Raw genomic sequence first — 18,998 nt, forward strand, 5'->3', positions numbered from 1 at the left:
TCATGAAAGACGAAAAGAAGGGCCCCTTACACGGTTTCGTAAAGGCCGTGCTTTTCGCGCTCTCCCTGGTCTATCGCCTGGCGGTCGGTGTGGTCGACCTTGCCTACCGTTCGGGCCTAAGGCGCAGGCACAGGGCAGGAGTGCCGGTCATAAGCGTGGGTAATATCACCCTCGGGGGAACGGGAAAGACCCCTCTCACGATATTTTTGGCGGATCATCTGGTCAGTTCCGGCAGAAAGCCCGCCGTGCTGACGAGGGGATACGGAAACGATGAGAGCAAGATGCTAAGAGATGTACTTGCGGAGGTGCCCGTATTCGTGGGCCAGGACAGGGTCAGGAGCGCCAGATGGGCGGCCGCGCAGGAGAGGGACGTTCTTATTCTTGATGACGGTTACCAGCACAGGAGACTGGCAAGGGACCTTAACCTGCTTCTTCTGGACAGTGCCTCGCCTTTCGGTAATGGACACCTCGTCCCGCGCGGGACACTGAGGGAACCGGCAAGTTCGGTAAAAAGGGCAGATATGGTGATCCTTACAAAGGTGGACAGGACCTCGCCGGAGAGGATCTCAGCGGCAAAGGAGCGGATAGGCGAGCTCGCTCCGGGGATGCCTATTATCAGCACGCGCCACCGTCCGGCCTGTCTGTTGGATGTCACAGGTGCCGCGTATTCGCCCGGGAGCATCTCGGGCCAGAAGATAATGCTCATAAGCGGCATAGTGGACCCTGATTATCTGGCATATCTTCTCGAGAGGCTAGGCGGGCGTATCGCCGGGAGGCTGGATTACCCCGATCACTACAGGTATACTTGGCGGGACGTGGAGAAGATAAGGAGGCAGTGTGATATTTGCGGCGCAGAAAAGATAATAACGACGAAAAAGGATTACGTTAAGATAAGGATGCTCGATATCTCGCAGATAGAGGAGAAGCTTTTCGTGCTGGATATCGCGGTTGATGTGGTTGAAGGCAAGGAGGAACTGTTTGCTGGACTTGATAGCAGCGTGCCTGGTAAGGGCGCTTAACAGGATATTTCATTTTCTGCCCATAGGGTTCAGCCTCTGGCTGGGAAGGCGCCTGGGGGAGATTGTTTACCTCTTGAGCGGCAAGAGGAACAGGATAGCCTATTCTAACCTCAAGGCGGCTTTCGCGGAAGAAAAATCTCCGCGGCAGCTTAAGCGCATAACCAAGGGCGTTTACAGGAACATGGCGCAGACCTTCGCGGAGATCCTCTGTCTTACGAAGGTGGACCGGGATTACGTGGAAAGGTACGTTGAGGTAACCAACTTTGAGAGGGTGCAGAACGCTTCGGAGAATCCCGGGGGAATGATCCTGCTTTCGGCGCATTTCGGCAACTGGGAGCTAAGCACCATGGTCAGTATCATGAAGGGGTTCAAGCTGCACCTTCTGGCAAGGGACCAGAAGATGAAGCGCCTGAACGAACTTTTGAACCTCCTCAGGGAGTCTAAGGGTAACGCGGTCATTCGCAAGGGCACGGACGTCAAGAAGATATTCCGGGTATTGCATAAAGGGGGGGGTGTTGGTATCCTTGGTGACCAGAACGCCGGGGCCAACGGGCAGCTGCTCGATTTTTTCGGGCGTCCCGCTTCGACCGCCGTGGGACCCTTCAGGATCGCCCAGAAAAGCGGGGCGTGCATACTTCCCGCGTTCATACACAGGAGGAAAGGCCCCTATCACGAGGAGGTCCTTGAACCGGTGATGAGAATAGGCAAGGATGAGGACATCATCCCGTATATGCGCGAGTATAACCGGCTACTTGAGAAGCACGTGAGGGAATACCCCGAACAGTGGCTCTGGATGCATAAAAGATGGAAAGTCACGCCGTTTAAGAAAGTACTTGTTCTTGATGACGGAAAGAAAGGCCACCTCAAGCAGTCCATGTCCGTTGTCAGGGAGATAGAGCGGTACCGTCGGGATGAAGGTTACCGCAAGGAGCATCTGGAGGTGGATATCGTGCCCGTGCGCTTTAAAAGCAGGAAGGCCAAAGCTCTTTTAAACCTCCTTGTTCCTTTTCTTTCGACATTCTGCCAGATGCATCTAAAGGTGCTAGCGGCCTGTCTTACGGACGAGAGTTACCGTGCGGTGACGGACAGGTATGCCGATGTCCTGGTGAGCTGCGGTTCGGCCCTTTACGCGGTGAACAAAGCCCTTAAGCTTGAGAACTTCGCGCGGAACGTTACTGTGCTGGACCCCGGGAGATTGAACCGGGGCGCATTCGATCTGGTGGTCATCCCAAGGCACGATGCGCGAGGTGAAAAGCCCCAGAGGGAGAACGTGGCGGTTACGGACCTTGCCCCGAACCTGATAGACCCGGAGAACATCGAACGCTTCAGAGAGCCGCATAAAGGCAGGACGATAGGGGTCCTTCTGGGAGGCGAGAATTCTTATTTTACCTTTGATGAGCGCTTCTCCCGGGAGCTCTCCGGCAGGATAAAGGCGGCCTGTGAGCAGCTTGACGCGCATCTACTGGTAACGACTTCCCGCAGGACGCCCGAGGCATCGGAAAAGGTCTTCCAAAATGAACTCGGATCTTTCGAGAGGACGATAAAGTATGTTCCCGGAAGGCGAGACCGGGATGAGCATACCGTTGAAAAGATACTCTCGTCCAGTGACCTTGTCGTTGTTTCCGGCGAGAGCATATCAATGGTCTCCGAAGCGGTGTCTTCCGGTAGGCCCGTCATGGTGTTCATGCCGCCCAAGAGGTCCGGCGGGATGACCAAGTACGAGAGGTTCGCCGAGGAACTCAGGGAAAGAGGATATGTAGTGGTCGTTAAACCCGCGGATATTCCCGCCGAGGCGAATGACATGATCAGCGGCGCTTATCGACCGGTAAAGCCCCGGGATGCCAAAGTGATTTACGATAAACTATACAGGTTGTTTTAGATGAACATACTTCAGCTTGTTCCAAAACTGAATATAGGCGGTGTCGAGAAAGGCACTATAGAGGTCGCGCGTTATCTCACCCTTAACGGGCATAAGGCCGTGGTCGCTTCCGGTGGCGGTAAGCTTGAGAAGAAGCTCGCCGCGATAGGGGCTCGGCATTACAAAGTACCCGTGGGAAGAAAAAACCCTTTCCTTATGATCTATGCCTATTTCATGATACGCCGTATCATCGCCAGGGAGAACATAGACATCGTACACGCCAGGAGCAGGGTTCCGGCGCTGGTATCTTACTTCGCGGCAAGGTCAATGCACAGGACCTTCATAACGACCGCCCACGGGCAGTATAAAAAACATCTCATAAGCCGGGTGATGGGCTGGGGCAAGATAGTGATAGCGGCTAACGAGACCATGGCCAGGCACATGAAAGAGAATTTCCAGGTCCCCGTGCAAAAGATCTCCGTTATTCCCAGGGGTGTGGACCTTAAGAAATTCTCTTACGTTGATCCCGGCGAGAAGGACCCGAAGGTGTTCAGGATCGGCATGATAAGCAGGTTCAGTCCGCTCAAGGGACATCTGGATTTTCTTAAGGCCGCCTCATATGTTTCCAGGAGGATGAGCAACGTGCGCATAGTCCTGATGGGGGATAGGAACTCGGCCAAAGAAGAATACATGAAGAAGATAGAGATGACGATAAGGAGGCTGGGGCTTGAACCGGTGGTGGAATTCGTGCCAAGCGACCAGGAAGTGGACGAAGTGATGCAGGGGATGCATGTCCTGGTCTCGGCGAACAGGGAGCAGGAGGCTTTCGGCCGGTCGATCATTGAGGCGCAGGCCCGGGGGGTCGCCGTCGTGGCCACCAAGGTAGGCGGAGTGGCCGAGACCGTAGACGACGGGGTGACCGGACTTTTCTGCAGGCCGGGCGATCCCCAGGATATGGCACACAAGATACTCCGCTACGCCGAAGACGCTGACTTCACGCGGCGGGTGACCAAAACCGCCCGGAAACACGTTGAAGAGAATTTTTCGCTGGATAAGATGATGAACCTTACTTTCAGTACCTACCGCAGCGCGCTGAGCAGGAAGAACATACTTATATTCAAGATAAGCTCTCTGGGGGATATCGTTCTAAGCACCCCTTCGATCAGGGCGATGCGCAAAAAATTCCCCACCGCGAGCATCAAAGTTCTGGTTGACGTGAAGTTCCGCCAGGTGCTGGAAAAGTGCCCTTACATAGACGAGGTGATCACCTCCGACCTTAAGGGACGCGACAGGGGGATCGGCTTCTTCCGTCTTTCGGCCAGGCTGAGGGCGGAGGATTTTGATCTTTCCATTGACCTGCAGAACAACAGAAAGAGCCATCTTCTGGCCTTTCTTACGGCTATACCGGAAAGGTACGGATTTGATAACGGTAAACTGAGCTTTCTGCTCAACAGGAAGATCAGTATGCCGGCAAAGCCGGTGCCACCGGTCAAACACCAGAAATGCCTTCTGGGGCTTCTGGGTATAACCGGAATGGACGAAGAGCTTGAGCTGTGGACGGATAAAAAGTGCGATAAGTGGGCTGAAGAATACCTGGCGAGCAACTGGCTCAAAAAGGACCAGAGGATAGTGGCTTTCAGCCTGTCGGCTTCGAGGAAGTGGTCCAGCAAGAACTGGACGCTTTCCCAGTTCGTTGAACTTGCCGAAAAACTCGAAAGTGAAAAGAGCATAAGGGTATTGCTCATAGGCGCCGCCGAAGACAGGGCACGCGCGCTGAAATTCGTAAAGAAGACGGCTGCAAAACCCATTAATGCCGTGGGGATGACAGATATACCCCAGCTTGTGGCTCTCATTAAAAGATGTGACGCACTACTTACCGGTGACAGCGCGCCGATGCATATAGCCGCGGCAGTAGGCACGCCTTTCGTGGCCATTTTCGGTCCGACGGACCCGAAAAGGCATCTTTCCCCCGCAGATAATTTCAGGTTTTTCCATAAGAGGATAAAATGCGCGCCTTGTTACAGACCCGTATGTAACCGGGATAAGAAGTGCATGTCGCTTGTCAGCCCGGAGGAAGTTTTTGAGGCTGTCATGGAGGTGATGGACCTGACTCCGGAAAAACGGCCCCAGAGTTCGGAAGTCTCATGAAAGTATTACTCCTGACCACACATCTGAATACCGGCGGCGTAGCGATGTATACGGCCAATCTCGCCAGATATCTTAAAAAGGAGGGGGTGGATGTACAGGTGGCGTCCTCTGGGGGTGAGGTTCTGCCGCGTCTTGAGGATCCGTCAATCGAGCACAATACGCTTGATATACGCACAAAGAACGAGTTCGGCATAAAGGTCTGGAAGGCAGCGCCTTCTCTTGCGCGCATTATCTCCTCGGGCGGGTTCGATATAGTCCATACCCAGACCCGGGTGACACACGTCCTGGCGTGCCTTGTGAGGCACCTGAGAGAGACAAATCACGTTACTACCTGCCACGGCTTCTATAACAGCCGGAGGATCGGCCGGAGGATATTCCCCTGCTGGGGAGATAGGGTGATAGCTATAAGTAAAAGCGTCCGCCAGCATCTTCTGGAGGATTTTAACATAGACAGGGACAAGATTGAGATGGTCTATAACGGTATCGAGCTGGATAAGTACCTGCGGACCGATCCTGGAAATGCGAAAAGCGTGCTGAAAGACCGTATCGGGCTTAGCAAGGACGCCTTCGTCGTGGGAAGCGTGGCCAGGCTTTCGCCCGTAAAGGGTCAGGGGTATCTCATCGAAGCTTTCGCGAAGGCTCAGGCAAAGAGGCCCGGCATGAGGCTTTTGCTGGTCGGAGAGGGTCCGGATGAAAAGATGCTCAGGGAAAAGGCCCGCCGGGAGGGCCTTAAGGACAAGGTTCTTTTCGCCAGTGGCAGGCAAATGTCCCTTGAAGAATATTTATCCGTAATGGACGTATTCTGCCTGGCCTCTATTTCAGAGGGGCTGGGGCTTTCACTGATGGAGGCTATGGCATCCGGCCGCGCATGCATAGCAAGCGATGTTGGAGGGCTTTCGGAGCTTATCCAGACGGGTAAGAACGGCCTACTCGTGCCTTCGCGGGATGTAGACGCTTTGAGCGAGGCTGTCACGACGCTCGCTCTGGATGAGCGGCAGCGGCTCAGTCTTTCGCGGAACGCCAGGAAGAAAGCCCTGGAGGAGTTCGGTATCGAGAAAAGCGTCAGGAAGACCATCGAGGTATACAGGAGCGTGTTGGAACGATGACTGCACCGTCAAGGATACTTGTGTTCGAACTTAACTGGCTGGGGGATATACTTTTCTCCTTTCCGCTTTTAAGGGCCTTGAGAAAGGCCTGCCCGGAGGCGTACATAGCCTGCACAGTGGTCCCCAGATACGTGGACCTTCTGGTGAACAATCCCTGGATCAACTACGTTCACGCACTTTCCGATACCAACCGGTTAACAAGCCTGGGCGAGAAGATGGCTTTCATACGCATGATACGAAGGGAGGGGTATGACACTTGCTTTCTCCTGAAACCTTCCCGGACCAAGGCCCTGATGGCCTCGCTGGCTGGTATAAGCCAGAGAATAGGCTTCGCCGGTAAGGGAGGCGCGCTGACAAGGGTCGTGGACAGGCCGGATGATGGCATCCACAGGGCCGACCAGCTCCTGGCACTGGCGGGTGCGGTCGGGATCACCGAGGCTGACGGGACTTACGAGTATTTCCTCAGCGATGAGGATGCCGAACGGGCCGGGGAAATACTGCACGAGGTCGGCGGGGGGCTGAGACGCATGGTCGCGCTGAACCCCGGGGGTAACTGGATCGCCAAGAGGTGGCCGAGGGAGTATTTCGAGAAGGTCGCTTCAAGTCTTCTTGAGAGGTTCAGTGACCTGGAGGTCATGGTCACCGGAGCCGGCAAGGACAGGGACCTGGCCGAGCAGATCGTCAGGAACGTGGGCGGGGACAGGTGTTACAGTGTGGCGGGGAGGACCGGATTGAACGAACTCGCGGCTCTCTTCGGAAAGTGTGAACTCGTTATCAGCGCCGATTCCGGTCCGCTTCACCTTGCATCGGCGACAGGGGTGACGACTGTCGGCATATACGGACCCACTTCCGCGAAGATAACCGGACCAAGGGGCAGGGGTAGGAATATTGTGCTGGCAAAACATGTGGATTGTGATATACCATGTTATGTGAAAGAGTGTTGCAGGGACTACGAATGCATGAAGAAGGTGAAGCCGGAAGAGGTCTTCGAAGTTTCCGCTGGGATCCTGTCGGGTAAATGATGGTAAACAAGAACGAAATCAGATCAATGCTGTTCATCACCTTGAGCAACCTGGGGGATATAATACTGACCACCCCGGTGCTTGAGAGGCTGCATGACGAGTTCCCCTCAGCCGAGGTCGACGTAATAACCGGCGCGCCGGGCAGGGATATATTTGAGAAACATCCGGCCGTCCGGCAGGTGACCGTGCAGCAGAAGCACCGTGACCTGGGTGAGAGACTTCGCCAGGTCGGACGGATAAGAAGCAAAAGATACGATATCGTGGTGGACCTTAAGAATTCGCTCATACCGCTTCTGGCGGGAGCGAAATACCATTCGTTCTTTTCCGGAGGATCAGGCAGGGCCCCCCTTCATAAACGGGACGAACACCTCTGGAAGCTTTCTGTCCTTGGAATAGATCCCTTTTTGGATAACAGGTTCTTTCTGCCGGTCACAGACAGCGAGAGGCAATATGTGGACAGCCTTATCGATCCCGACTGGAAGAGGGTGGTAGTGATAAGCCCGGGCGCGAAGAGCCACCTGAAAAGATGGGATGCCCGGAAGTACGCTCGTCTTGCCGACAGGATCATATCCGATCTTATGTGCCGGGTGCTCATTACCGGCAACGAGGATGATACCGAAACGGTTACGGATGTGGTCTCACATGCCACTACTTCAGTGAAAGACCTCTGCGGCAAGACCTCCATCGGCGCTCTTGCGGAACTGATGAGGCGTTCTGACCTTGTTATCTCCAACGACAGCGCTCCCCTGCATATAGCCAGTGCCGTCAACGCCGCCACCATCGCTATATTCGGCCCTTCTGATGAGAGGAGATACGGACCGTTATCCGACAAAAGCAGGGTGATAAAGCCCGAGGTGCCGTGCCGTCCGTGCGAAGCCGCTCTTTGCAGGAGGGGAGCGGAAGCAGGATGCATAACCGATATAAGCGTTGACAAGGTGCTCGAGGAAGTTAAGAAATTATTGTACTAGAAGTGAGGAGGCTTTCATGAGCGAGATAATCATAAAGCAGGGTGATATCACTAACGAGGACGTGGATGTGATCGTGAACGCCGCCAATACCAGGCTGGCCGGGGGAGGCGGAGTGGACGGCGCCATACACAGGGCCGCAGGACCGCAGGTCATGGAAGAATGCCGAAAGATAGGTTCATGTCCCACGGGGGAGGCGGTCATGACCACCGCCGGCAGGCTCAGGGCCAGGAATATCATACATACGGCCGGGCCGGTGTGGCACGGCGGGGACAGTAATGAGGCCGTGAAACTCACCTCGTGTTACGAGAACAGTTTCCGTATTGCCAGGGAGAACGGTCTCAGGTCAATAGCCTTTCCCGCCATTAGTACGGGCATTTACGGCTATCCTATCGAGAAGGCCACCTGGATAGCCATTGAGGAGGGGCTGCGCCACAGGCAGCAGTTCGACAGGATTGTATATGTCTGTTATAGCCGGGACGACCTTAAGGTTTACGAAAAGGTTTACGAGCAACTTTTAAAGGCCGGCAAATGATGAGGAAGCGTCTTGACAGGATCCTCCTTTCAAGGACTGACAGGCTGGGGGACGTTGTGCTTTCCACCCCCGTGATACGGAGGCTGCGGGAACTTTACCCGGATTCCTATATAGCGATGATGGTAAGGCCCGAGAACCGCGGCGTTATAGGGAATAACCCCCATCTTGATGAGATCATCGTTTACGACAAGTACGGGTTCGACAAAAGCTTTCTGGCGACCTTGAGGTTCGCTATGCGCCTGCGCAAAAAGAATTTTGATGCAGCCATAGCCCTGCATCCGACGAACCGGGCGCATCTTATTTTTTTTCTGGCGGGCATACCCGAGAGGATCGGCTACGACAGGAACCTTGCGTTCCTTTTGACGAAGAAGATACCCCACCGGAAGCAAAAGGGCGAAAAACATGAGGCTGAACTGAACCTGGATCTTATGCGCGAGGCCGGTTTTGATGTTACCGGTGCGGACAGACACCCCTATATAATAACTTCCGACAACGATAAACGGCTCGTCGATTCAATGTGGCAGGACCGGAAGCTTTCGCAAAAGGTGATAGCCCTTCATGTCGGAGCGAGCTGCCCGTCGAAACGGTGGCCCGTTGAGAGGTTCGCTCTGCTTGCCGACAGGTTGTATAAAGATACCGGTTCTGATATCGTGCTTGTGGGAGGGGATGAAACCGCTTCGTTCAGTGCACGCGTTTGTTCGCAGATGCAAACCCCGGCTGTTGATATGACCGGTATGCTCATTATTGGCGAACTTGCCGAATTCCTTTCAAGATGCAGGCTCTTTATTTCCAATGATTCCGGTCCCGTTCATGTCTCCGTGGCCGTGGGCACGCCTGTTGTCGCGATCTTCGGGCGCAAGGATCCGGGCCTTGCTCCTCTCAGGTGGGGGCCGCTGGGCGCAAAAGACCAGGTCCTTCACAGGGACGTGGGCTGTGATATATGCCATGCGCATAATTGCCGGAAGGATTTCGCATGTCTCAAGGCGATCACCGTTGAAGATGCTTACGAGGCCGCGATGCGAATTCTGGCCCCGTGAAGCCCCGCATTCAAGGCCCTTTCAGGATGCCGACATTCAAGGTAAAACTGGAAAAAGCAAGAATTCAGTATTACTCTTGCCCGTTTAAGGTAAAGGTATTATAATAATAAGCTGCTAAATTAATATGAAAATCAAATTACGGAGGACATAATGGAGATCATGGTAAATGACGCCAATTTCAAGGAAGTGGTTCTTGAGTCCGATGTGCCGGTGCTTGTGGATTTCTGGGCAGAGTGGTGCGGTCCCTGCAGGATGATAGCTCCCCTGGTGGAGGAGATAGCCAAGGAATACCAGGGCAGGGTTAAAGTCTGCAAGATGAACGTAGAAGAAGCGCAGAGCACCGCTTCCGAATACGGTATAATGAATATCCCGACCCTTATCGTTTTCAAGGGCGGTCAGATCGCGGAGAAGGTCATAGGTGTAGTGCCCAAGAGCGACATCGTTTCCAGGCTGGATAGACATCTTTGATATCGGGAAAATAACCAGAATGAACGCCATACAGGAGGTTTGGGTCCGTGGAAGGATATGACAGTTCGGTTCTTTTGGATGCTGTTCGACAATTCAGTGACAAGAAGGTCATGGTGCTGGGAGACCTTCTTCTTGACAGGTATGTTTACGGCAAGGTTTCAAGGATATCCCCGGAAGCGCCGATACCGGTACTTCTGGTGGACCGTGAGGACGATTACCGTCCGGGGGGCGGTTGCAACGTGTCAAACAACCTGGCGAAGCTGGGCGCGGAAGTTTATCTTGTAGGCGTCATAGGAATGGATTCCGAGGACGGCGAGTTCAAAAGGACCGAGAAGCTCAAGAAGCTGCTCCGGGAGGAGAATATCAATATCGACGGTGTTTTCGAGGATCCCGAGAGGCAGACCATAATGAAAACGCGCGTTATGGCGCATCATCATCCTCATCATCAGCAGATCGTGAGAGTGGATAGGGAGGATGTTCATGAGATATCCGACGCTTTTCGCGACAAGATAAAAGGATACATAGAAAAGAACATTGGCCGGATGGATGCACTTATCATCGAGGATTACGGAAAGGGGCTTATAACCAAGTCGCTTCTTGGGGATATCATTGATATCGCCAGGAAGAACAAGGTGATGGTTTCGGTCGATCCCAAGGAGAACCATTTCGATCTTTACAGGAACGTCAGCGTTATAACGCCGAACCGTGATGAGGCCGGTAAGGCCGCCGGTCTGGTGCTGGATGATATCGGCAAGATTAAGCAAGGCGGCAGCAAGCTCCTTGATCTTACGGCCGCGGAGGTCGTGCTGATAACCCTGGGGGAGGAGGGGATGATGCTTTTCCGGAAGGGCGCCGACCCCAGGCATATACCCACGGTCGCGCAGGATGTTTATGACGTTTCCGGCGCCGGGGACACGGTGATAGGGGTCTACACGCTTTCCTGCGTAAGCGGCGCGGATCCGGTGGATGCCGCCCGCTTGGCCAATTGCGCGGCGAAGATAGTGGTCTCCAAAACGGGAGCTTACGCGGTCAGCAAAGAGGAATTGGTTGAAGAACTAAAGTCTAAAAAGGAGTGAATAAATGAAAGTTGCGGCTGTAATACCGGCAAGGTGGGGTTCAACAAGGCTCAAGGGCAAGATCCTGGCGGACATTAACGGAAAACCCATGATCCAGCATGTCTGGGAAAGGGTCTGCAAGGCGCATGAGGTCGATGAAGTGGTGATCGCCGTCGACAAGGAACGCGTTTTCAAGACGGCCGAATCCTTCGGCGCGAGGACGGTGTTCACTTCTCCCGAACAGCCCTCGGGAACCGACCGCTTAGCGGAGGTCGCAAGCACCGTTGACGCGGACATCTACATAAACGTGCAGGCGGATGAGCCCCTGGTGCACCCGATGATGGTCGATTCTCTGGCGCAGGTATTCAAGTATGAACGTAACGTGCAGATGGCGACCCTTATCAAGAGGATACATTCCGGGGAAGAGATAATCAGTCCTGATGTGGTCAAGGTGGTGGTGGACAGAAAGGGCTTCGCTCTTTATTTTTCAAGGAGCCCCATACCCTATATCCGCGAGAAGGATACCGGAGGGGGAGCTTTTTCTCCCGAGTTCCGGGATGTCAGCGGCAGTTATTACAAACATATAGGTCTTTATTCCTATACGAAGGATTTCCTTTTCACCTATACCAATCTTCCCAAGTCGACTCTCGAGATCGACGAAAAACTGGAGCAGCTCAGGGCGCTGGAACACGGTTACAAGATCATGACAGTGGAGACGCATTACGACACGATCGGCGTGGATACTCAGGAGGACCTTGAAAAGGTGAGAGATCTCCTGCGCGGCGGTCACCCACAAAGCGGGACAAAGATATGAATACAAGGACAGTGAAAATAGGAAAGATCGAGGTCGGTAAAGCCAGGCCTCTTGCGCTTATTGCCGGGCCGTGCGTGATAGAGTCAAGAGAGAGCGCCCTAAGGCACGCCGAAGAACTGAAGAGAATCACCGAAAAATGCGGGATACCTTTCATATTCAAGTCCAGCTATGACAAGGCCAACAGAAGTTCGGTCAATTCTTTCAGGGGCCCGGGGCTCGAAGATGGCCTCAGGGTGCTCAAGGAGATCAGGGAGAAGTTAGATATTCCCGTTCTCACCGATGTGCATGAGGTTTCGGAAGTGGCGACCGTCGGTGAAGTGGCCGATGTTCTGCAGATACCGGCTTTCCTTTGCAGGCAGACGGATCTTTTGCTGGAGGCTGCCGGAACGGGAAAGCCCGTCAATGTGAAAAAGGGCCAGTTCATGTCGCCTGCCGAGATGGATAATGTCGTTGGCAAGATCGAGTCAACGGGCAATAAGAACATACTGCTTACCGAAAGGGGGAGCACTTTCGGATATAACATGCTCGTCAACGATTTCAGGGGTATGGTCCAGATGGGGCAGACAGGTTACCCGGTGGTATACGACGCGACACATTCGGTGCAGATGCCCGGTGGGAAGGGTGCCTCCAGCGGAGGGGACTCCAGGTATGTTATGCCTCTTTCCAAGGCGGCCGTCGCCGTAGGCTGTGACGCGCTTTTTGTCGAAGTGCACGAGGAGCCCGAAAAAGCGCTGAGCGACGGACCCAACATGCTGCGGCTCTCGGACCTTGAAGGGTTCATAGACCAGATCAGAAAAATAGAAAAAGCGGTAAGGTGACCATGAGCATACCAAGCGCTAAAAAAGTACTTATGAACGAGAGCAGGGCCATCGCGAAGATCGCCGATAAGATCGACGGTACTTTCGAAAAGGTTATCAGGCTTCTTGCAAAGGCGAAAGGGAGGATTATAATAACCGGGATGGGCAAGCCGGGTTTCATCGCGCAGAAGGTTTCGGCGACCATGTCCTCGACGGGGACGCCGTCTCTCTATCTCCATCCGGCCGAGGCTCTTCACGGTGACCTGGGCAGGGTTACCCGGGACGATGTCCTCATAGCCTTCTCCAACAGCGGGGAAACCGAAGAGATGGTGAAACTGCTTCCCATAATCAAGAAGATAGGTGCTAAACTGGTGGCTATTACGGGCAACACCGGGTCCACCCTGGCGGTTAACAGTGACTATGTCCTGGACAGCTCCGTCAAGAAGGAAGCGTGTCCCATGGGACTTGCGCCTACTACGTCCACGACCGTTATGCTCGCTCTGGGAGACGCTCTTGCGATAGCTCTTCTTGAGAGGAAGAATTTCCAGCCCCGGGACTTCGCGCTGTATCATCCGGGCGGTTCGCTGGGAAAGAGGCTCCTTCTGAGCGTCGGTGACATAATGAGACCCAGGAAAGAAACCCCGATAGTCAAAAAACGGGATAAGGTGAGGGATGTGCTTCTTAAGATCACCAAAATGCGCGCGGGCAGCGCCAGTGTGGTGGATTCCAAGGGGAAGCTTGTAGGGATATTCACTGACGGCGACCTGAGAAGGCATTTCGACGAGGGCAGGGACCTTGTGAACTGTCCCGTCGGCGAGGTAATGACAAAAAAGCCCGTTACCATAACCGCGGACAAACTGGCCGCCGAGGCATTCGAGATGCTCAGGGATAAGAAGATAGACGAGATACCTGTCGTGGACAAGAAAGGATGTCCGGTCGGGATACTTGACGTTCAGGATATCCTCAAGGCCGGTCTGGTCTAGAAAGGTGAAAGGTGTTCAAATGAAAGAGAAATTTTCACCCGAACTCATAGAAAAGGCGAAAAAGATAAAGCTCCTCGTGCTTGATATCGACGGTGTGCTTACGGACGGCAGGATAATCTACGGGAATTACGGTGACGAGATAAAGAATTTCGATGTCAATGACGGGCTGGGGATGTTCCTCGCCATGAAGTCGGGCATAAAGTGCGTCATACTCACTGCCAAGGCTTCCAAGGTCGTTACCAAACGCGCGAAAGAGCTTAAGGTTGATAAGGTCTACCAGAATTTTCATTATAAGATAGAGGCTCTTGAGAAGATACGGAAAAAGTTCAAGGTGAGCGACGAACAGATATGTTTCATGGGGGATGACCTGATAGACATACCTGTTCTTCGCCGGGTGGGCCTCGCTGTATGCCCCCCCAATGCTATGGAGGACGTCATGCATTTCGTGCATTTTATCACGGAAAAAAGGGGTGGCCGCGGAGCCGTCCGCGAGGTGTGTGATTTTCTTCTCAAGGCGCAGGGAAGCTGGAGCGAGGTCACAAAAAGGTATTTCAACGATTAGCATGTATAAGGTCAAAGTAACTTCACATTTCAGCAGCGCGCACAACCTGAGAGGATACAAGGGTAAGTGTGAGGATCTACACGGCCATAACTGGCGCGTTGAGGTCTCCGCTTTTTCCAAGGAACTTGATGAGCTGGGGATGGTGGTGGATTTCAAGGAGCTTAAAGCCGCGCTCGGAGAAGTTCTGGGAGAACTTGACCACAGTTTCCTCAATGACGTGGAATACTTTAAACGGACGAACCCGACATCCGAGAACATAGCAAGATTCATTTACCAGAGGATGGAGGAGCTGAACCCGTCATTGCGGATACGAGAGGTGACCGTCCACGAGACGGACACCTCCTCGGCGACGTATGTTAAGGACCGATAATGGACAAAAAAGCGATAGTATTACTTTCGGGGGGATTGGATTCGGCGGTGACACTGTACATGGCCAGGCGGGATTATACCCCAAGAGCGCTTATATTCGATTACGGCCAGAAAGCCTTGAAGGAGCTGGAGTCGGCAAAAAGGATATGCGATGAGGCGCAGGTGGAATACGTCCTTCTTAAGATAGACATGCCCTGGAAGGGAAGTTCCCTCTTGGACTTTTCCAGAGAAGTGCCCAGCGCGGGCAGCGGCGAAGAAACGATCCCCGACACTTACGTTCCCGCCAGGAACATAATTTTTTTGAGCTACGGGGTATCTTTCGCCGAAGCCTCAGGATCCGAAGCGGTTTTTATAGGAGCACACCAGCTGGATTACTCGAATTATCCTGACTGCAGGGGCGAGTTCTTCGACAGTTTCCGGCAGGTCCTCGCCAAGGGGACAAAAAGCGGCCAGGAGAACAGCCCGGTAAAGATAATTACACCCGTTTTGAACAAGACAAAAAAAGAGATAGTCCACGCCGGGCACGCGCTAAATGTGCCGTTTGAACACACATGGTCGTGTTACAGGCAGGGCGACATTCCCTGCGGTGAGTGCGAGTCCTGCGTTTTCCGGATAAAGGCGTTCGAGCAGGCGGGTCTTTCGGATCCGCTTATGGTGAAGAAGTGATGGAACAGGCAAAAATATCAGAGATATTCCTCTCTTACCAGGGGGAAGGGCCCCTCGCTGGCAGCCGTCAGCTTTTCGTGCGGTTCTACGGGTGTAATCTGGATTGCTCGTTCTGTGACACGCAGCTTGAAAGTTACAAGTCCTTTACCAGGGAATCGCTTTTAAGCAAGATACTGGATTTTGAGGACGACTATAACGAACTAGCCCTTACCGGAGGGGAACCGCTTCTGCACGTGGATTTCCTGAAAGAGTTCCTGCCTGTTTACAAAAAACACAGGAGCCACCGGATCTATCTGGAAACGAACGGGACGCTCAGCGATGAACTTGCCGGGGTGATCGATCATGTGGATATCGTTGCCATGGATATCAAGCTGCCGTCTTCCTCGGGCAGCGGCGAGAAGATATTCGCCGCGCATGGAAAGTTCGCCGGAGGCGTAAAGGATAAGGAGTTAATAGTAAAGGCGGTGGTGACGGATACGACCACCATGGATGACATAAAGCGCATGGGCGAGATCATCAAGCTTAGCGCGGCCGGCTGCAAGACGGTGCTTCAACCGGTAACCCCGGTCAATGAGGATATACTAGAGCCCGACGGGGAGATGCTCTTATTTTTCAAGGAATACCTTAAGAAGGATACGGGTCTGGATGTGATGATACTCGGCCAGCTTCACCACAGGCTGGGCATAAAATAAAGGTATGGTAGAAACATGAACACGCGATCAAGTTATGAAGGGCTCCAGGAGAACATAAGAGAGCTTGATCTTCCGGGGATTGATGTTTTCGGGAACAAATACCCGGACAGGGAATACACCGTAAGGTTCGATACGACCGAATTCACCTGTATTTGCCCGAAGACGGGGCTTCCCGATTTCGCGCATATTTTCATAGAATACACCCCGGCGGAGAGCTGTCTTGAGCTAAAGTCCTTCAAGGAATACCTGTTCGCTTACCGTCAGACGGGTATTTTCCATGAACACGTCGTGAACCGCATACTGGAAGACCTTGTCAGGGCGTGTTCACCGGTCAGGATGAAAGTGACAGGTAAGTTCAACACAAGAGGCGGTATCACCACGACGGTCGAGGCGGAGTACGAGGCTAGATGAAGATAAAGACCAGAAGATATTACATATATTACCTTTTGAGGAGCGGTCTTTTCCTGCTCAGCCTTTTCCCTTTAAAGGCGGGGCTCTTCCTGGCCCGTCTGGGGGGGAAGGTCGCTTTCCGTTTGCTGGAGAAGTACAGGATGACGGCTCTTGAGAACCTCAGCAAGTACTACGGCCGGGATGAGCAGATCAACGAAAGAACGGCCGAGGGCGTTTTTGTCAATCTCGCCAAGAACGGTGCCGAATGGATCAAACTTTATTCGATGCCGCGCAGATATATCGATAAGATCATCACGGAGGTCGAAGGGGCGGAAAAGCTCGACGCGGTGCTCAGCGAGGGCAGGGGCGCGGTCGTAATGGGATTCCACTTCGGCAACTGGGAACTTCTCGGAATAGGCCTGCGGGAAAAGGGGTATGAAGGTGCGCTTGTGGGCAGGAAGATATATTTCCACAAGTATGACAAGCTCATTACCCGTATGCGCGGCAGGTTCGACGCCAGGACAATATACAGGGACCAGTCCCCGAGAGAGATGTTGAAGGTCCTGAGGCAGGGGAAGGTGCTGGGCATAGTGCCGGACCAGGATGTCAAGGGAATAGACGGGGTTTTCGTTGATTTTTTCGGGCAACCGGCGTATACACCCACCGCGCCGGTAAAACTGGCTATGGCGGCCAGGACGAAAATAGTTCCCGTTCTGGTAATACGCAAGCAGGACGATACCCACAAGATAGTAGTGGAGGAGCCCATAGAGGTTAAAAAGAACGTTCCGGGGGAGGATGCAGTTAAGTTCTACACCCAGAAGTGGAGCGATGTTCTGGAAAAATACGTCAGGCTTTATCCCGAGCAGTGGGTATGGATACACAAAAGATGGAAGACGAAAATAGAGGACAAAAATCGGGCGGTCGAGCATACCGCTCCGGGAGTAACATAATGCGAAAGAACATACTCATCACGATACTGGTGATCTCACTGATCACGACCTTATGGACCTGGTGGTACGCCAGCAGGACGCAGGAGGCTCTTCGCCAGCAACTGGCTTCGGTCAGAGAAGAGGACGAGAAAGGTCTCGAACAGAAGGTATACTCCTTCGCCATAGACGGCAGGAGCCCCAAGGGGGTGAAGCAGTGGCACCTTGAGGGCAATTCCGCGGAGATAAAGGGAGAGGACATACACCTTAATGACCTTAAGGCGGTCGCCTACGGAGACGACGCGACGGTCAACCTGACCAGCGATAAAGGCATCTACAACAAGGAAAAAGGCGAAGTGGAGCTCATAGGGGACGTTGACGTGGTCTCCGACGCCGGGTTCACCCTGAATACTGACAGGGCCAGGTGGTCGCAGACCACCAAAGAAATATACACCGATGCGCAGGTCCATATAACCGGTAAAGGCGTGACCGCGAAAGGTGTGGGCGGCAGGGCCAATTCCGACGAAAAATGGGCTATACTGAAGGAACAGGTGGTAGTCACCATGGAGCCGGAGACCAGAGTGGACTGCGACGGACCGCTGGAGGTGAGCTACAAGGATAATACCGCGATCTTTTACAATAATGTCAGCGTAAGGGATAAGGACGGGAAAATGTACTCCGATAAACTTACGGTGAACATAGATCCCGAAACGCAGAAACTCTCGCAGGTAGTGGCAGAAGGAAACGTCAAGGTCAAAAGAGGAAAAAGCTACACTATCAGCGAGAAGGCTATTTACACCGATAGCACGAAACACGCGCAGCTACTGGGCAGGCCCAGGGTGATAATAGACCCGGAACAGCTCACGGAAATGGAGAATTCCGGGGGTTTTAGCGGCATGTTCGCTGGGGAGGGTACCAAGGCATCGGCAGAGAACACGGGAAGCACTCAACCGTAGAAAGGCAGACAGCATGCATTTACTGGAGACAAGGGACCTGGTCAAGCAGTACGGCGGCCGCCAGGTCGTCAAGCAGGTGAGCATAAACGTAAGGCGTGGCGAGGTCGTTGGCCTGCTGGGGCCCAACGGAGCCGGGAAGACCACCACCTTTTACATGATAACGGGGATTATCCGCCCCGACCGCGGGCATATAATCTTCGACAAGAAAGACATAACCAAGCTGCCCATCCACCAGAGGGCGCGCTCGGGCATAGGGTATCTTTCACAGGAGCCTTCCATTTTCAGGAAACTCACGGTTGAAGAGAACATAATGGCCATAATGGAGACGCTGGGCTTTCCCAGAAGGGAGAGGCAGAGGCAGCTGGATCTGTTGCTCAACCAGCTGAAGATCTCGCATCTTCGCAAGAACAAGGCGTATACCCTTTCCGGAGGGGAGAGAAGGCGTCTTGAGATAACGAGGACGCTGGTGACCAATCCCATGTTCATACTTCTGGATGAACCTTTCAGCGGTATAGACCCGATAGCGGTTTACGACTGCCAGGAAGTTATACGCGAGCTTAAGCAGATGGGACTGGGTATACTTCTTACCGACCATAACGTGAGGGAGACGCTGACCATAACAGACAGGTC

At 53.4% G+C, this 18,998-nt stretch carries 21 protein-coding genes; all 21 read left to right on the forward strand.

Annotation, left to right across the window (positions count from 1 at the left end; all coding sequences use genetic code 11):
- Nucleotides 1-2 precede the first annotated feature (2 nt).
- Nucleotides 3-1,019 (forward strand): tetraacyldisaccharide 4'-kinase, encoded by a 1,017-nt coding sequence (gene lpxK / locus GF409_00880; protein ID MBD3425765.1) that lies wholly within the window; start codon nucleotides 3-5, stop codon nucleotides 1,017-1,019.
- Nucleotides 952-2,898, forward strand: coding sequence for a hypothetical protein (locus tag GF409_00885; GenBank protein ID MBD3425766.1), 1,947 nt, complete (start codon nucleotides 952-954; stop codon nucleotides 2,896-2,898). Before lpxK ends, GF409_00885 begins: the two co-directional genes overlap by 68 nt.
- Complete coding sequence (gene waaF / locus GF409_00890) at nucleotides 2,899-5,025, forward strand: lipopolysaccharide heptosyltransferase II (GenBank protein ID MBD3425767.1); 2,127 nt, start codon at nucleotides 2,899-2,901, stop codon at nucleotides 5,023-5,025. It abuts the gene before it with no gap.
- Nucleotides 5,022-6,131: a glycosyltransferase gene (locus GF409_00895; protein ID MBD3425768.1), complete on the forward strand. Its 1,110-nt coding sequence runs from the start codon at nucleotides 5,022-5,024 to the stop codon at nucleotides 6,129-6,131. The genes waaF (GF409_00890) and GF409_00895 overlap by 4 nt, the downstream gene beginning before the upstream one ends.
- The gene (gene waaF / locus GF409_00900) at nucleotides 6,128-7,153 is read left to right on the forward strand and encodes a lipopolysaccharide heptosyltransferase II (GenBank protein ID MBD3425769.1); all 1,026 of its coding nucleotides are present in this window, start codon (nucleotides 6,128-6,130) and stop codon (nucleotides 7,151-7,153) included. The genes GF409_00895 and waaF (GF409_00900) overlap by 4 nt, the downstream gene beginning before the upstream one ends.
- Complete coding sequence (locus GF409_00905; GenBank protein MBD3425770.1) at nucleotides 7,150-8,121, forward strand: hypothetical protein; 972 nt, start codon at nucleotides 7,150-7,152, stop codon at nucleotides 8,119-8,121. Before waaF (GF409_00900) ends, GF409_00905 begins: the two co-directional genes overlap by 4 nt.
- A gap of 16 nt (nucleotides 8,122-8,137) precedes the next feature.
- Entirely contained in the window at nucleotides 8,138-8,653 is a 516-nt protein-coding gene (locus GF409_00910) for an O-acetyl-ADP-ribose deacetylase (GenBank protein ID MBD3425771.1), read from the forward strand.
- The gene (gene waaF, locus GF409_00915) at nucleotides 8,650-9,690 is read left to right on the forward strand and encodes a lipopolysaccharide heptosyltransferase II (GenBank protein ID MBD3425772.1); all 1,041 of its coding nucleotides are present in this window, start codon (nucleotides 8,650-8,652) and stop codon (nucleotides 9,688-9,690) included. The genes GF409_00910 and waaF (GF409_00915) overlap by 4 nt, the downstream gene beginning before the upstream one ends.
- A gap of 150 nt (nucleotides 9,691-9,840) precedes the next feature.
- Nucleotides 9,841-10,158 carry a thioredoxin gene (gene trxA, locus GF409_00920; GenBank protein ID MBD3425773.1) on the forward strand — a complete coding sequence of 106 codons (318 nt, stop codon included), beginning with the start codon at nucleotides 9,841-9,843 and terminating at the stop codon, nucleotides 10,156-10,158.
- 47 nt (nucleotides 10,159-10,205) lie between these two features.
- Nucleotides 10,206-11,234 carry a D-glycero-beta-D-manno-heptose-7-phosphate kinase gene (rfaE1, locus tag GF409_00925; GenBank protein ID MBD3425774.1) on the forward strand — a complete coding sequence of 343 codons (1,029 nt, stop codon included), beginning with the start codon at nucleotides 10,206-10,208 and terminating at the stop codon, nucleotides 11,232-11,234.
- 4 nt (nucleotides 11,235-11,238) lie between these two features.
- Nucleotides 11,239-12,027 (forward strand): 3-deoxy-manno-octulosonate cytidylyltransferase, encoded by a 789-nt coding sequence (kdsB, locus tag GF409_00930; GenBank protein ID MBD3425775.1) that lies wholly within the window; start codon nucleotides 11,239-11,241, stop codon nucleotides 12,025-12,027.
- Entirely contained in the window at nucleotides 12,024-12,845 is an 822-nt protein-coding gene (gene kdsA / locus GF409_00935) for a 3-deoxy-8-phosphooctulonate synthase (GenBank protein ID MBD3425776.1), read from the forward strand. Before kdsB ends, kdsA begins: the two co-directional genes overlap by 4 nt.
- Nucleotides 12,846-12,847: 2 nt before the next feature.
- Complete coding sequence (locus GF409_00940; protein MBD3425777.1) at nucleotides 12,848-13,807, forward strand: KpsF/GutQ family sugar-phosphate isomerase; 960 nt, start codon at nucleotides 12,848-12,850, stop codon at nucleotides 13,805-13,807.
- A gap of 19 nt (nucleotides 13,808-13,826) precedes the next feature.
- Nucleotides 13,827-14,369, forward strand: coding sequence for an HAD-IIIA family hydrolase (locus tag GF409_00945; GenBank protein MBD3425778.1), 543 nt, complete (start codon nucleotides 13,827-13,829; stop codon nucleotides 14,367-14,369).
- 1 nt (nucleotide 14,370) lies between these two features.
- Nucleotides 14,371-14,739, forward strand: coding sequence for a 6-carboxytetrahydropterin synthase QueD (gene queD, locus GF409_00950; GenBank protein ID MBD3425779.1), 369 nt, complete (start codon nucleotides 14,371-14,373; stop codon nucleotides 14,737-14,739).
- Entirely contained in the window at nucleotides 14,739-15,404 is a 666-nt protein-coding gene (gene queC, locus GF409_00955) for a 7-cyano-7-deazaguanine synthase QueC (protein MBD3425780.1), read from the forward strand. The genes queD and queC overlap by 1 nt, the downstream gene beginning before the upstream one ends.
- The gene (locus GF409_00960) at nucleotides 15,404-16,096 is read left to right on the forward strand and encodes a radical SAM protein (GenBank protein MBD3425781.1); all 693 of its coding nucleotides are present in this window, start codon (nucleotides 15,404-15,406) and stop codon (nucleotides 16,094-16,096) included. The genes queC and GF409_00960 overlap by 1 nt, the downstream gene beginning before the upstream one ends.
- 15 nt (nucleotides 16,097-16,111) lie before the next feature.
- On the forward strand, nucleotides 16,112-16,507 hold the full coding sequence (queF, locus tag GF409_00965; GenBank protein MBD3425782.1) for an NADPH-dependent 7-cyano-7-deazaguanine reductase QueF: 396 nt from the start codon (nucleotides 16,112-16,114) through the stop codon (nucleotides 16,505-16,507).
- Nucleotides 16,504-17,436, forward strand: coding sequence for a hypothetical protein (locus GF409_00970; GenBank protein MBD3425783.1), 933 nt, complete (start codon nucleotides 16,504-16,506; stop codon nucleotides 17,434-17,436). Before queF ends, GF409_00970 begins: the two co-directional genes overlap by 4 nt.
- Nucleotides 17,358-18,368, forward strand: coding sequence for an LPS export ABC transporter periplasmic protein LptC (gene lptC, locus GF409_00975; GenBank protein ID MBD3425784.1), 1,011 nt, complete (start codon nucleotides 17,358-17,360; stop codon nucleotides 18,366-18,368). The genes GF409_00970 and lptC overlap by 79 nt, the downstream gene beginning before the upstream one ends.
- A gap of 13 nt (nucleotides 18,369-18,381) precedes the next feature.
- Nucleotides 18,382-18,998: LPS export ABC transporter ATP-binding protein (gene lptB / locus GF409_00980; GenBank protein MBD3425785.1), on the forward strand; the 617-nt coding region annotated here is incomplete at its 3' end.

The sequence above is a fragment of the Candidatus Omnitrophota bacterium genome (genome assembly GCA_014728045.1).
In the GTDB taxonomy this organism is placed as follows: domain Bacteria; phylum Omnitrophota; class Gorgyraeia; order Tantalellales; family Tantalellaceae; genus WJMH01.

Coding starts and splice junctions, on each gene's coding strand:
- trxA (MBD3425773.1), top strand. CDS start 9,841: ATGGAGATCATGGTAAATGACGCCAATTTCAAGGAAGTGGTTCTTGAG.
- GF409_00885 (MBD3425766.1), top strand. CDS start 952: ATGTGGTTGAAGGCAAGGAGGAACTGTTTGCTGGACTTGATAGCAGCG.
- lptC (MBD3425784.1), top strand. CDS start 17,358: ATGGATACACAAAAGATGGAAGACGAAAATAGAGGACAAAAATCGGGC.
- lpxK (MBD3425765.1), top strand. CDS start 3: ATGAAAGACGAAAAGAAGGGCCCCTTACACGGTTTCGTAAAGGCCGTG.
- queD (MBD3425779.1), top strand. CDS start 14,371: ATGTATAAGGTCAAAGTAACTTCACATTTCAGCAGCGCGCACAACCTG.
- GF409_00945 (MBD3425778.1), top strand. CDS start 13,827: ATGAAAGAGAAATTTTCACCCGAACTCATAGAAAAGGCGAAAAAGATA.
- waaF (MBD3425772.1), top strand. CDS start 8,650: ATGATGAGGAAGCGTCTTGACAGGATCCTCCTTTCAAGGACTGACAGG.
- waaF (MBD3425767.1), top strand. CDS start 2,899: ATGAACATACTTCAGCTTGTTCCAAAACTGAATATAGGCGGTGTCGAG.
- GF409_00910 (MBD3425771.1), top strand. CDS start 8,138: ATGAGCGAGATAATCATAAAGCAGGGTGATATCACTAACGAGGACGTG.
- queC (MBD3425780.1), top strand. CDS start 14,739: ATGGACAAAAAAGCGATAGTATTACTTTCGGGGGGATTGGATTCGGCG.
- GF409_00895 (MBD3425768.1), top strand. CDS start 5,022: ATGAAAGTATTACTCCTGACCACACATCTGAATACCGGCGGCGTAGCG.
- GF409_00960 (MBD3425781.1), top strand. CDS start 15,404: ATGGAACAGGCAAAAATATCAGAGATATTCCTCTCTTACCAGGGGGAA.
- kdsB (MBD3425775.1), top strand. CDS start 11,239: ATGAAAGTTGCGGCTGTAATACCGGCAAGGTGGGGTTCAACAAGGCTC.
- GF409_00940 (MBD3425777.1), top strand. CDS start 12,848: ATGAGCATACCAAGCGCTAAAAAAGTACTTATGAACGAGAGCAGGGCC.
- GF409_00970 (MBD3425783.1), top strand. CDS start 16,504: ATGAAGATAAAGACCAGAAGATATTACATATATTACCTTTTGAGGAGC.
- kdsA (MBD3425776.1), top strand. CDS start 12,024: ATGAATACAAGGACAGTGAAAATAGGAAAGATCGAGGTCGGTAAAGCC.
- waaF (MBD3425769.1), top strand. CDS start 6,128: ATGACTGCACCGTCAAGGATACTTGTGTTCGAACTTAACTGGCTGGGG.
- GF409_00905 (MBD3425770.1), top strand. CDS start 7,150: ATGATGGTAAACAAGAACGAAATCAGATCAATGCTGTTCATCACCTTG.
- queF (MBD3425782.1), top strand. CDS start 16,112: ATGAACACGCGATCAAGTTATGAAGGGCTCCAGGAGAACATAAGAGAG.